At 32.1% G+C, this 13,062-nt stretch carries 15 protein-coding genes and 1 CRISPR repeat array; of the genes, 6 read left to right on the top strand and 9 right to left on the bottom strand.

Annotated features, from left to right (window positions below; translation table 11 throughout):
• Genes cas6 through cas2 form a run of 4 tightly spaced genes read left to right on the top strand, consistent with a single transcriptional unit; the run spans position 1 to position 2,689 of the window.
• On the top strand, positions 1–762 hold the full coding sequence (cas6, locus tag ACWJJ2_RS07190) for a CRISPR-associated endoribonuclease Cas6 (protein WP_462954102.1): 762 nt from the start codon (positions 1–3) through the stop codon (positions 760–762).
• Positions 741–1,361 carry a CRISPR-associated protein Cas4 gene (cas4, locus tag ACWJJ2_RS07185; RefSeq protein WP_462954101.1) on the top strand — a complete coding sequence of 207 codons (621 nt, stop codon included), beginning with the start codon at positions 741–743 and terminating at the stop codon, positions 1,359–1,361. Before cas6 ends, cas4 begins: the two co-directional genes overlap by 22 nt.
• A 39-nt stretch (positions 1,362–1,400) precedes the next feature.
• A complete protein-coding gene (gene cas1 / locus ACWJJ2_RS07180; protein WP_462954100.1) occupies positions 1,401–2,399 on the top strand; it encodes a CRISPR-associated endonuclease Cas1 in 999 nt (332 codons plus the stop codon).
• Between the two features lie 17 nt (positions 2,400–2,416).
• Complete coding sequence (gene cas2 / locus ACWJJ2_RS07175; RefSeq protein ID WP_462954099.1) at positions 2,417–2,689, top strand: CRISPR-associated endonuclease Cas2; 273 nt, start codon at positions 2,417–2,419, stop codon at positions 2,687–2,689.
• 165 nt (positions 2,690–2,854) lie between these two features.
• Positions 2,855–4,922: a CRISPR direct-repeat array (repeat unit 37 nt; unit sequence ATTACTAAAGACATTAAGCTCCATTGGAGATTGAAAC).
• Positions 4,923–5,028: 106 nt separating this feature from the next.
• Here the strand turns inward: cas2 and istB (ACWJJ2_RS07170) are convergent.
• On the bottom strand, positions 5,029–5,760 hold the full coding sequence (gene istB, locus ACWJJ2_RS07170) for an IS21-like element helper ATPase IstB (protein ID WP_462954098.1): 732 nt from the start codon (positions 5,758–5,760) through the stop codon (positions 5,029–5,031).
• Positions 5,757–6,137, bottom strand: coding sequence for a hypothetical protein (locus tag ACWJJ2_RS07165; protein ID WP_462954097.1), 381 nt, complete (start codon positions 6,135–6,137; stop codon positions 5,757–5,759). The genes istB (ACWJJ2_RS07170) and ACWJJ2_RS07165 overlap by 4 nt, the downstream gene beginning before the upstream one ends.
• Positions 6,138–6,205: 68 nt before the next feature.
• Here ACWJJ2_RS07165 and ACWJJ2_RS07160 point away from each other — a divergent pair, with 68 nt between their 5' ends.
• Positions 6,206–6,844, top strand: a complete 639-nt coding sequence (locus ACWJJ2_RS07160; protein ID WP_462954096.1) for a transposase — start codon at positions 6,206–6,208, stop codon at positions 6,842–6,844.
• Here the strand turns inward: ACWJJ2_RS07160 and istB (ACWJJ2_RS07155) are convergent.
• A complete protein-coding gene (istB, locus tag ACWJJ2_RS07155; RefSeq protein WP_258280588.1) occupies positions 6,834–7,577 on the bottom strand; it encodes an IS21-like element helper ATPase IstB in 744 nt (247 codons plus the stop codon). The two genes, ACWJJ2_RS07160 and istB (ACWJJ2_RS07155), sit on opposite strands and share 11 nt — an antisense overlap.
• Positions 7,565–9,127: an IS21 family transposase gene (gene istA / locus ACWJJ2_RS07150; protein WP_258280587.1), complete on the bottom strand. Its 1,563-nt coding sequence runs from the start codon at positions 9,125–9,127 to the stop codon at positions 7,565–7,567. The genes istB (ACWJJ2_RS07155) and istA (ACWJJ2_RS07150) overlap by 13 nt, the downstream gene beginning before the upstream one ends.
• Positions 9,128–9,470: 343 nt before the next feature.
• On the opposite strand from istA (ACWJJ2_RS07150), the gene ACWJJ2_RS07145 reads away from it, so the two are divergent.
• On the top strand, positions 9,471–10,289 hold the full coding sequence (locus tag ACWJJ2_RS07145; protein WP_253198320.1) for an IS3 family transposase: 819 nt from the start codon (positions 9,471–9,473) through the stop codon (positions 10,287–10,289).
• A gap of 45 nt (positions 10,290–10,334) precedes the next feature.
• Here ACWJJ2_RS07145 and istA (ACWJJ2_RS07140) read toward each other — a convergent pair whose 3' ends face one another.
• The 5 genes from istA (ACWJJ2_RS07140) to ACWJJ2_RS07120 all read right to left on the bottom strand — a co-directional run bounded on the left by istA (ACWJJ2_RS07140) (position 10,335) and on the right by ACWJJ2_RS07120 (position 12,959).
• Entirely contained in the window at positions 10,335–11,492 is a 1,158-nt protein-coding gene (istA, locus tag ACWJJ2_RS07140) for an IS21 family transposase (protein WP_462954095.1), read from the bottom strand.
• Between the two features lie 101 nt (positions 11,493–11,593).
• A complete protein-coding gene (locus tag ACWJJ2_RS07135) occupies positions 11,594–11,845 on the bottom strand; it encodes a hypothetical protein (protein ID WP_462954094.1) in 252 nt (83 codons plus the stop codon).
• Positions 11,823–12,032, bottom strand: coding sequence for an integrase core domain-containing protein (locus tag ACWJJ2_RS07130; RefSeq protein WP_462954093.1), 210 nt, complete (start codon positions 12,030–12,032; stop codon positions 11,823–11,825). The genes ACWJJ2_RS07135 and ACWJJ2_RS07130 overlap by 23 nt, the downstream gene beginning before the upstream one ends.
• Positions 12,029–12,481 (bottom strand): DDE-type integrase/transposase/recombinase, encoded by a 453-nt coding sequence (locus ACWJJ2_RS07125; protein ID WP_462954092.1) that lies wholly within the window; start codon positions 12,479–12,481, stop codon positions 12,029–12,031. Before ACWJJ2_RS07125 ends, ACWJJ2_RS07130 begins: the two co-directional genes overlap by 4 nt.
• Before the next feature lie 190 nt (positions 12,482–12,671).
• Positions 12,672–12,959 carry a transposase gene (locus tag ACWJJ2_RS07120; protein WP_220286647.1) on the bottom strand — a complete coding sequence of 96 codons (288 nt, stop codon included), beginning with the start codon at positions 12,957–12,959 and terminating at the stop codon, positions 12,672–12,674.
• Positions 12,960–13,062 lie beyond the last annotated feature (103 nt).

Here is a 13,062-nt window from a genome sequence, read left to right as displayed (position 1 = left end):
ATGTTAAATTATTATAATATATGTTTTAGGAGTACGGAGAGAATTGAAAACACAATTGATACAGCTAGAATGTGGCACGGTATATTTTTTAAGATATTAAAGGAATACAATGAGGAAATATCAGATAAGTATCATGGACAACAAAGCAAGCAATCATTTTCTATATCTCCTATATTTTCCACGGAGGATTTTAATAGTGAATATTTTAGCAAACATTCACTATTAAAAGTCAACATAGCTTTATTTAGTGATGAAATGAATATGGGTTTGCTTGAATTCATTAAAAAAAATAGAAGTGTTAATTATGGAGAAGCAAAGCTTTTATTAGATGAGGTTCATTTTAAGATAATAGATGAGGAACTATTAGAACATAGCAGAATTAAAAGAGGAACACTGAATTTTATAAGTACAACAGCTTTTAGAATAAATTCGATAAACTCACCACTTCCAAATCCTAGGAGAATATTTAAAAGCTTAAGTAAGAGTTATAGTGAAATTTTCAATCATGAACTTTTGCCTGATGAGGTTATCGAGCAAATTGAAAAATACGTTATAGTAGAAGGACTTAATATTAATACAGAAGTAGCTAAATATAAGAAATTTGCTGTAACAGGCTTTATAGGAATGGTTACTCTAAATTTGAGGTTTCCAGATGAAGAAGTTCAGAGGAACTTAGAAAAATTATTTGCTTTAGCGTCTTATGTGGGGATAGGTTACAAGACAGGAATGGGGATGGGTCAATGTATAGTGTTGAAGAAGTAGATAAAGATTCATTTTATATAGAAGCTAGTGCTGTCAATACTTATCTTTACTGTCCACGGCGCTGTTATTATGAATATATTCAAAATGAGTTTGAAAGTAATGTCCATACCATTCTTGGGGACCAAGTTCATGAAAATGTGGATGAGTTTGGTGAAGAGGAAAGGCGTGGTAAGGTTATATATAAAAGTGCTAAGCTCATTTCTGATAAGTACGGTGTAGTGCTTAAGGTTGATACAGTAGAAGAGAATGGCGATGAAATCTATCCGGTTGAATACAAGAAGGGTAAAAAAGGTTTGTGGAAAAATGATAAGTACCAAATGGCATTACAAGGTATGCTATTAGAAGAAAAGCTTAAGAGAACAGTAAGTAAAGGCTATATTTACTATGTAGGTTCAAAGGAGAGAGTGGAATTTAAGATAACTAACAAAATCAAAGAAGAAATTATTACCACCATTAATAATATAAGGAAATTATATACTTCAATGAAGATACCTGAGGGCGTGGATGACAATAGGTGTAAATATTGTAGCATTAATAATATATGCTTGCCAAAGGAACGGAATATACTTAATTCTATGAAAAATGCACGGAAAGAGTAATATATTTTATTTGAAAATATATTAGAGGGGGAGAATGGAATGAGTACTCTTTATGTAACACAGCAATACACTACATTGAGAAAGGAAGATGAAAGGTTAAAGCTATATAAATACAAAGAACTTTTAATTGATATACCTATATTTAAAGTGAAGCAGGTTGTTATTTTTGGAGAAGTGACAGTTACAGCGTCTACTATAAGGCTATTTGCGGAAAATAAAATAACTTTATGTTACTTAACAGAGTGGGGGAAATTTATAGCGAGAATGGAAGGTGATGTATCAAAAAATGTTATTGTAAGATTGAAACAGTACGAAAATCACATAGATATGGATTATGGTTCTGTGAAATTTGCAAAAGCATTTGTGTCAGGGAAAATTAAAAATAGTAGAACTACACTTATGAAAAGTAACCGTGGTGAAGAAAAAAGTGAAGCTTTTAAGAAAGCTATAGATGAACTTAATAGACTCGAAAAATGTCTTGAATACCAGGATAATGTGGATTCTATAAGGGGAATAGAAGGAAGAGCAGCAGCAGTGTATTTTTCTGTTTTTTCAGAAATGATAAAAGGCAATTTTACTTTTCAAAATCGTAATAAAAGACCACCTAAAGATCCTATAAATGCTATGTTAAGTTTTGGGTATGTATTGCTTGCAAATGAAATTTCTTCAGCAGTATCAAGTGTAGGACTTGATCCCAATATAGGATATCTTCATAGACTTAGATATGGAAGACCATCACTGGCACTTGATTTGATGGAGGAATTTAGGTCTTTGTTTGTAGATAGGTTAGTGATTAGTATAGTGAATAATAAAATACTTACAGAGGATGATTTCGAAACTGTTTTGGGCGAAGTGAAAATGAGCAAAAAGGCTATTAAAAAATTCCTTGGAGCCTATGAAGGAAAGAAGTATGATGAGATATACCATCCTTTATTTAAGTACAAAACCACGTATCAACAATGCTTTCATATGCAAGCAAGATTATTCAGTAAGGCTTTGATGGAAGAAATTGAATATGTACCATTTTTAATTAGATAAAAGGAAGTGAATATGGTATGATATACTTAGTTAGTTATGATATAGTTAATGATAAAAAAAGAACTAGACTTCACAAAATGTTGAAAAATTATGGTGCTAGGAACCAATATAGTGTTTTCGAATGCGATTTAGATGGTAAAAAATATGTTGAACTTGAATATAAGATTAGAAAGATTAAGATAGAAATAGGCGACAGCATCATGGTGTACCCTATATGCTCATCTTGTGAATCTAAAATTATAAGAAAAGGCTCATTTGCTCCACTTGATGTTACAAAAATGATTTATTAAATCGCCAACTTATGTGTAATGAAAAACACGGTACCCTGGCGATGCTTGTAAATAGCCATTTCCGCGGGGGTTACGATAATATTTGGTATAGGTTTTCCTGAAAAACCGAAGCCTTGCGAAAAATGGTGCCTAAAACCAGTGGTTTCAAGGGGTGAAACGCGAGCGATTACTAAAGACATTAAGCTCCATTGGAGATTGAAACGAAATAGATAGCAAGCGAATGCAAGCTAGAAACTTAATTACTAAAGACATTAAGCTCCATTGGAGATTGAAACTTACCCCTTTCCTTATTTTTGATTGATTTATCATTATTACTAAAGACATTAAGCTCCATTGGAGATTGAAACAACTACCTTATCTCTTTGTTCTATGGCCATTGTATTATTACTAAAGACATTAAGCTCCATTGGAGATTGAAACTTATACCGTCCCATATTTGCAAAAATGCATTTTTAAGATTACTAAAGACATTAAGCTCCATTGGAGATTGAAACAAAGATACAGCAGTAGAAACATATTAATTACTAAAGACATTAAGCTCCATTGGAGATTGAAACTTGTATGGATATAGAGATTTCATAGGGGTGGTTATTAATTACTAAAGACATTAAGCTCCATTGGAGATTGAAACTACAGTACTTATATTGCCTACAGATGCTTAACAGATTACTAAAGACATTAAGCTCCATTGGAGATTGAAACAGTCAATTTACTTTTAAAAGAACTACAAGGTAATAAATTACTAAAGACATTAAGCTCCATTGGAGATTGAAACTCATTATAGTTTCATTATAGTTTTACTGTATTTTTATTACTAAAGACATTAAGCTCCATTGGAGATTGAAACGGCAAAGAGGGCAGCAAAATAGAGAATAAAGCTTTACATTACTAAAGACATTAAGCTCCATTGGAGATTGAAACTTTAGAAGTTGGGAATAATACAATTAGCTGGGATGGATTACTAAAGACATTAAGCTCCATTGGAGATTGAAACTGAAACTATAGCATGGAATAAATCAAATGAAATCGCATATTACTAAAGACATTAAGCTCCATTGGAGATTGAAACAGGTTATGGTAAAGAGAAAATAGTATGTGATTCTATTACTAAAGACATTAAGCTCCATTGGAGATTGAAACGAGAATATTAAGAACTTTTACCGAGAGTGGTAGAGGATTACTAAAGACATTAAGCTCCATTGGAGATTGAAACTTAACAGGTAATATGAAAAGAAGTATCACACACGAAGATTACTAAAGACATTAAGCTCCATTGGAGATTGAAACAAAAGAAGGTGAGATATATTTTAATAATAATACCAGATTACTAAAGACATTAAGCTCCATTGGAGATTGAAACAAGGATGAAAATAGTGAAGAAAATGATGAAGAAGATTACTAAAGACATTAAGCTCCATTGGAGATTGAAACTATGGGTGGAGGAATAGATGTATATATTTTATCAAATTACTAAAGACATTAAGCTCCATTGGAGATTGAAACCTTCCTCTGTTTGCGATTTAATACAATAGTTATCTAATTACTAAAGACATTAAGCTCCATTGGAGATTGAAACACTTGCATTTTGGAAATTCCCATGTTCGTCGCTTAATTACTAAAGACATTAAGCTCCATTGGAGATTGAAACTTGAGTAGATGCAAAAATTCGTTTGACCCGAGTGGTATATTACTAAAGACATTAAGCTCCATTGGAGATTGAAACTGTAATTTCCATTTCTAACAGTGCATCAATATAATCCATTACTAAAGACATTAAGCTCCATTGGAGATTGAAACTTATTATGTAAAGGAGTCTTTAATCTCCTTTTATTTATTACTAAAGACATTAAGCTCCATTGGAGATTGAAACACGCATGGTTTAATATAGATTGTGTGCAAGTAGAGGATTACTAAAGACATTAAGCTCCATTGGAGATTGAAACAGAAGTGTATTACTTATAAAAGTAAAGTTATTATATTACTAAAGACATTAAGCTCCATTGGAGATTGAAACACCATCTCCAAAGATTACAGCATATCCTTTTTTAATATTACTAAAGACATTAAGCTCCATTGGAGATTGAAACCTTTGTACTCCCGAGTTTTTATAAACACCATTTTCAATTACTAAAGACATTAAGCTCTATTGGAGATTGAAACTAGAAAATGATATTAGAGCCGAATACCAAAGCTTTGATTACTAAAGACATTAAGCTCCATTGGAGATTGAAACGTAGTTGTGTAAGGACTAAATTTCTCTGATTCTTTTATTACTAATGTTTTTGGCAAGATAAAAACCATGCACTGCGGAACTTAATTTTTCCAGCACCCTATTTCCATTATTGGGTATTCATGGTTGAGTGTGTTAAACGGTAGCTTGGGCCATTAAAAACTAATAAATGGCTGTGATGAACTAGTCTGTCAATGATATCACTGGTAAGCTTTTCGTCGTAAAAAATGCCATTCCATTTACTGAATTCTAAGTTAGTAGTTATAATTACACTTCGCTTTTCATAACATTCAGAGATTACCTGAAATAGTAACTGAGATCCTTCTTTTTCAAAGGGGACGTATCCCCACTCGTCACAAATAAGTAGGTCAATTTTCTCGATTTGACGCATAAAACGTTTTAATTCTCCTTTAGCTTTTGCTTCACTTAATAGGTTAACTAAGGCTGCTGTCCGAAAGAACTTTACCCTTTTTCCTCTAGAACAAGCGGCAACGCCTACTGCAGTGGCTAGGTGGCTTTTCCCAGTCCCAACAGGGCCATATAGAACTAAATTCTCTAGCTTATCAATAAAACCTCCGGTCTTTAAATCATCAATATCAATTGCTTGAGGAATTTGAATATCTTTAAAATTGTAATTCTCAAAAGTTTTAATAACATCAAATCCAGCTGATTTAAGATTTCTATTTCTTCTCACTATTTCCCTGTTTTCAGCTTCACGTTTTAATATCTGCGCTAAGAAGTCCCCAAAATCTGTTGCTTGAATTTCAGCATAGTTTTCATAAAAGCTAGTTCCTAGTCTAAGTTCTTTGCAGTAATGTTTTATTAATACATCTGAGTTCATTGATTTAATCCTCCTGCAACCATTAATTTATCATAAACATTTATATCAGGAGTGTACTGCTCAAGTTTTGGAACTGTTTCGGAAAGATAAATTTCTAGTTCGGGTAAAGGGCCGGCCGTTAATCGGCAATATGTAGCCCAAATGCTATCCACATCACTTGTCCCACATTTAATACTTTCTTCAAAAGCTTCTATTGCAGAATCCATATTTGTATTTGCGGTCATTTTAGTGAATAATTTAAGGGCCTGCTTTTTGGTTACATAATCACATTGATTCATATATTCTTTAAGAAGTGTAGGCAATTGGTTAAAGAGTCCTGTGTATTTTAAAGCCGTAGGCCGTTTAGACATAAGTTCTAGATAAGGCCCCCAAGACATGATATGCTCCCCTTATGGTAGACAGTTAAAATAATAAAACTGTTTACTATAAGGAGGGCTATTTTTTTATGGGAAGAAAATCAACTATATCAGACCAACAAAAAATTAAGGCTGTAACATCATATTTAAATGGAAAAGCTAGTATGTTAAGTTTATGCAACAAACTTCAAGTACATAAGAGTTCTTTTCAAAAATGGGTAATACGATATAAATCAGAAGGTGAAGCTGGGTTAAAACATTCTAGCAAAAATACTTCTTATACTGCCAAAATCAAGATTAACATTGTAAAAGAATATCTTGATGGGCATGGCTCACTGAATGATTTATGCATTAAGTATCATATTTCGTCAAATACAGTTTTATGCAATTGGATAAAGAAGTATAATGGTCATGAAAACATAAAATCTTCTGGAACAGGAGGAAAAATAATCATGACCAAAGGACGCAAAACTTCTTATATTGAACGCATTGAAATCATAAAGTACTGTATTGAAAATAATAACAGTTATAATAAAACTGTTGAAAAATATAAGGTATCTTATCCTCAGATTTATACCTGGATGAAGAAGTATAATCAGTTTGGTATTGAAGGGCTTTTGGACCGACGTGGAAAGCTGTTATTGGCAAGTACTTTTGGAGAAATTTCGGCAAACTATTTTACTGAATTTATCCCAGTATATTTTTCCCATTTAACTGCTAAAATATAGATTTTCTGTGCTCCAACCTATAGCTCTTTCCAATCATGTTAAAAAGTTCGCACCTATAAGATATTCTATCTAATACAGCTGTTGTTAATGCTGGGTCTCCTAAAAGCTCTACCCATTCTTCGAATCCTTTGTTAGAAGTTATAATTAGTGATGCCTGTTCATGAAGGGATGATATTAATTGAAAGAACAAATTAGCCTCATCTCTAGTTATAGGAAGATATCCGACCTCATCAATTATAACGAGGCTTGAAGAAAGGATTCTATTTAGTTTACCTTTGCTTTTTCTTGATATCTGCTGAGTTTTCAAAACATGCATCAGATTATCCATAGTTACAAAACTTACCTTATAACCTGCCTCAACGGCTTTATAACCCAAGGCAATAGCTGTGTGAGACTTCCCAACGCCCGGTGGGCCTAAAAATATAAGATTATACATCCTATCTATCCATTCCATTTCCATGAGTCTGTTTATTTGTTTCTTTGTTATTGATTTTTGAAATAGAAAATCAAATTCCTCCATTGTCTTTTTAACTGGAAAGCCAGCATATTTAAGTCTTTTTTCTTGTGTTTTCTGATCCTTCAAACCAACCTCATTTTTAAGTATTGATAACAGAAAGTCTTGATAGGAAACATTACCTAACTCGCCTTTTTCAATAATTTTATCTGCATCTACATTTAAATAGTTTAGCTTAAGATTTTTGGCATACTCTTTGATTAATTCTAATTTCTCCATGATTGCTTGTCCTCCTTCAAAGCATCAATATAGTCACTTATACTTCTTACTTCCGGTTTTAACCCTCTATACTTTGATGGTATAGATAACTTGTCAATTACAGATTTTTTATCAACTTTTGCAATATCCTGTATCGCAAGATATTCAAGGGTTTCTTTAAACATTCCAGCACTCCACAAGTTTCGTATAACACAATAATTCAATGCTTGTTCTATTAGCGAAGCTTCATATGAATGTACTATATTTAGTATTGATCCAAATTGATCTTTGCAGTATCTTGGTTTTTCACGTTTTATGCCATCTAGTAGCATTTTTGCATTTTCAGTTTTACCGAGAGCAAAAAACAATCTTTCATAAACTTGGTCAATAGAACTGTGAATATCCCTTTCGGGATGAATTATTTTTATAAGTTCACCCTGCCTTGTACTTACTTGATGACTTGCTATTAATACACCTGTATCAAAATCAACTATATTCATTTTGGAGCCTTTTATCATTAATTTAAGTTCTTTACCTGGGCTATAAGTTCCTTTGGGCACTTGATACCTGTTCTGTTTATACAAAATTACATTGTTTTTTCGTACAGCATAAGTTAAACTAGTATTAGATGAATTTTTTTCAAAGAGTTCAGGTACTGGTAGCAAGTGTTTCTTTTCGAGAGCAAACACTTCTGCCGGTATTTTTTTCGTTATTTCATGTTTTTTACCATTGCCTGTTCTATCTAGCCATTTGAATGAGTCTTCATTAAAGGAATCAACATCTATAAATACTCTGTTTATAGCAAAGTTATATTTTGAGTATTTTACCACAGATTCTATTTTCCCCTTACTTTGAGGATCAAAACCTCTACAAAGCCTAACTTTATATTTCATAGTATTAATATAATTTTGAAAACCTTCGGTATAAATAATGTCTCCAGAATTCTCGGCTACTGCAAGCACACGATCTTGGTCATACACTATTTCAATAGGCATACCACCAAGATATTCAAAAGCTCGATTATGAGCATCAATAAAAGAGGCGGTAGTAAATGGTTTGTCTGTCCAAAGTATGTATTTATACCTTGAATGTGATAAAACCATTGCAAAGCAATACACTTTTACTTTGTTTCCATTTAATCTTTTGAGCCATATTTGACCCATATCAACCTGAGCTTGGTAGCCCATGGGAAGTTCATGTACTTCCTCAAATTGTCTTATTGGCGAAGCCTTAGGCAGATTGTATTCTTTCCTTAAATTACTAATATAAAGCCTTAAAGACCTTTCTTTAAATTTTACATCACCATATCTTTCCTTTATCCAATCAAGTACTTGTGCTGCTGACATATCTCTGAAATCAGTAATCCATTCTAAAATATCATCTTTGTAGATATCAATTTTTTTATGTCTATTCTTCGATTGAATAGTGACTTTAGCATATTCACCAGGATCCATGTCCCAATACTTTTGAACTGTTTTGTAATTTATATTTAGAGCTCTTTCAACCTGTGATTTATTAAATCCAAGTGCTTTATATTGTTTTATTTCACTAAACATATTCCATCCTTTCAATTTTAAATTCCCCCTCTGTAAAATATATCTCTAATTGTATCAGAGAAGGAATTATTATTGTACTTAACTGGAAATTATTCTCCTTTTTTGTTTGCCGAAATATCACCCTTTTAGTTTACCGCTAACAAAAGCCAAAGGCTGAAGAGTTAATGACAGAAGATGAAAAGCTAAAAGCTCAATACAAGCTTTTAGAAGCACAAAATAGAAGATTACGGATGGAGAATGCTCTTCTAAAAAAAATCCAAGAGATAGAAAGAAGGCGATATTAAGCGAAGCTAGATACGAAGATACTTATCTTGCAATCCAAGAATTATCTAACAAAGATAAATTTCCTATAACTGAGTTGTGCATTATAGGCGGCGTTAGCCATTCTGCATATTATAAATGGCTACACAGAGAAAAAAGTAACCGAGTATTGAAAAACGAAGAATTATTAAAGCTTATTTGTGAGTTATATGAGGAAAAAGACGGTATCTTAGGCTATCGCCAGATGACGATTAAAATCCGTAGAGAATATAATAAAAAAGTTAATTATAAACGAATTTATCGTCTGATGCAGATATTAGGATTAAAATCCGTATGCAGAAAAAAAAGATATAATTATATTAAGTCAACTCCTGAAGTTACTGCAGAAAATATTTTGGATAGAAATTTTAAAGCAGAACAAGTCAATAAAAAATGGCTTACAGATGTAACCGAGTTTAAATATGGGAGAAGTGGACAAAAGGCTTATCTAAGTGCAATATTTGATTTAGGTGATAGAAGTATTGTTTCATATGTCATTGGTCATTCTAATAATAACCAATTGGTTTATCAAACCTTTAATCTTGCTGTTAAAGTATACCCTGATGCTAAACCAATATTTCATAGTGACCGAGGTTTCCAGTATACTTCAAAAATATTTAAAGAAAAACTAAAAAAAGCTGGAATGATACAGAGCATGTCGAGGGTTGGGCATTGTATTGATAATGGTCCAATGGAAGGATTTTGGGGAATCTTAAAAACAGAAATGTATTATCTTCATAAATTTGAAGACTATGAAAGCTTAAAGAAATCGATTGAAGACTATATAGAATATTATAATAATAGACGTTATCAAAAACGTTTAAAGTGCATGACACCAATGGAATATCAGCGATATCTATTAGGTAATGCAGCATAAATAAAGCGCCTACCAAATGATAGACGCCTTACATAAAATCTTTAATTATTTCCACTGTCTACTTGACAGGGGGCAGTTCAACATCGATTCCTTTTCTTCACCATATAACCTACTATGAGTAACTATGAAATTACTGTTAACATCCAATATATCAATGTCATAAGCACCGACTTTAAACATAACTTGCTGACCTGCCATATTGGGAGATGTTGAATAAATTCTTCCATCAAACTTTGCTTTACCGTAGTTGTCTGCCTTTGCAAAATGATGCAAATACACTTCATATGCTGTCTTAGGGAGTGTAACAAACTCTAATTTATCTTCTTCAAACAACTCTTTGATGAGTCCATGGCCTTTGTAGTGCATCCTATCCATATCTTTATCACATTTTTTAAGAAGGTCTTTGTTAAATTCTTTTAAATTATTAAATTCTGGAATTGGTACTAAAAAATTTCGACGATGGTACCCAACCTTTGCTTCAACAGATCCTTTCTCATTCCCACTATTAGGGTTGCAAAAATTGCTTTGAAAACCATGATGCATCATAAATCTTATAAATCCATTTGTTAAATCGCGCTTTCCATATTCTTTAATTTTCTTAACAGCTGTAGACATGTTGTCAAACCATATAGCTATTGGAACTCCGCCAACATGATCAAATATTGTTTTCATACCTTCTAATAAACATTCTTGATTTTGACTTTTAAAAAGTTGTATATATCCTGCATTGCTATGCGGATAGGATATATTAAAATAATTACCGTCATAAGTAATACCATTTTCAATGAAATGTGCTTCTCCGAAGTCAGCCTGGGCTTCACCTGGTGGGTGCTCTAGTGGAAGAAATCCATCAGTATAAATTACTAACTCTTTTCGTAGATTTGCAACAAACTTTCTTACAGACCTTTCATGAGCATTGAACTCGTTAGGATAGAGCTCTTCTAATCGATCATGTATTCTTTTTGCCGTATGTTGTTGTTTATGCGGAGCATTCTTATCTTCAGTAAGCCATTTCAAGACAATCTCTCGATAGGGTGATAGTTTGCCTTCACGTTTTCGTTTAGTGGGCTTTTCAATGTTAAAATCTTCTTTATCTACATATCGTTTAATTGTAGAAAAATCATGACCAGTAATTTTAGCAATTTTTCTTATACTTTTCCCTTCAAATTTCCTCATATATTTGATATTATATATTTGTTCCATTGTTAGCATCCCCTTGTTCTCCTTTTCAGTTTCGTCACTAAAAAGGATATTATATTTTGTGGGTGCTGGCAATGGAATTTTTCCATTTTATGCTTGGATTTTTAAGGGCCGTTCTGTATGGTTTTTATTATACCAAAAACAATTACTAAAGACATTAAGCTCCATTGGAGATTGAAACTCAAAATTTTAACTTCACGTGAAGAATGTGTTCCATTACTAAAGACATTAAGCTCCATTGGAGATTGAAACACTATAAGGGTTGCAATGGAATACTTTGCAAAATATGGATTGACCTGGTCAAGTAAAATTGTAACACTTGTGTGTAAATAATTACTTAGAATATCTTTTCTCAAAAGGGGTTAATCCTCCCAGAGAACTATGAGGCCGTTTATGGTGATAATATCTAAAAATATAATCATTTGTTAGTTCTTCTAAATGTAGAGCATCTTTAATACTGTAATGCTTAATATGTTCATTCTTGAGTTTTCCAAAGAAAGACTCCATAGGAGCGTTATCATATGGACAACCTGCTTTGCTCATAGATTGCTGCATTTTTTTATCCTCGCAAAAGGAAGTGAATGCCTTTGAGGTATATTGCGATCCCTATCACTATGAATTATTAATCCCGTAGGGGGCTTATGATTAGATATAGCTTCACTAAGTGTATCAATAGCTAGTTCAGCGGTTATATTATTAGATATTTTAGTTGCTACAATACTTCTATCATATAGATCTAAAATAGAACAATTGTACATTATCCTACCGCTTGAAAGATGTATATAGGTGAAATCTGTACACCATTTTAAATTTTTAGCTACAGCTGTAAAATCTCTATTTAGGATATTTGAAAATACTTTATGTGAGGTTCCTTTTACATAATTAGGTCTTTTCCTAAATGAAACCGACTTAATATTTAATTCTTTCATATATTTATGCACAGCTAATAAGCTCAAATTAGTTCCTTGTTTTTCTAATGAGCGTTTTACCATTCTATATCCCATTTTTCCATTTTCACTGTGGAAAATTTTCTGTATATGTTTTAAAACTAATTTTTTTGTTCATTATAGATATTTTTTCTGAATTTTAAATAATTATAATATGCATTAGGTGATAGCTCAAAGCGACGTAATAACCATCTTATGCCAAACTCTTTATTGTTGACAAATATAAACTGGTAGATTAATTGTCTATTTCCTTGGCGAAGAATGCCGCAGCTTTTTTTAAGAAAGCATTTTCCTTTTCTAATTCAGTAGTTCGCTTTTTTAATAACTTATTTTCCTCATAAACACTAGGAGATATTTTTTCTTCTGATTCTTTGCATTCTTCACAATAGCTTTTAATCCACACATTAAGGGTTGATCTAGATACACCATACTCTTTAATTAGACTTGGAATTGTTCTACTATTTTCTAGATTTAATTTTACCAGTTTTTCTTTAAATACTTGATCATATATTTTCTTTGCCATTTGTAACACCACTCTCCTAATTTTATTATACTATTTTATTAGTACTCAGTGTTACAACTTTAGTATATCAGGTCAATTACATTGTTGATTTCTACCTTAAGCT

This window comes from Clostridium sp. CM039 (assembly GCF_055081075.1).
The sequence above is the reverse complement of the archived record's forward strand: the minus strand, read 5'-3'. Positions and strand labels throughout refer to the sequence as shown.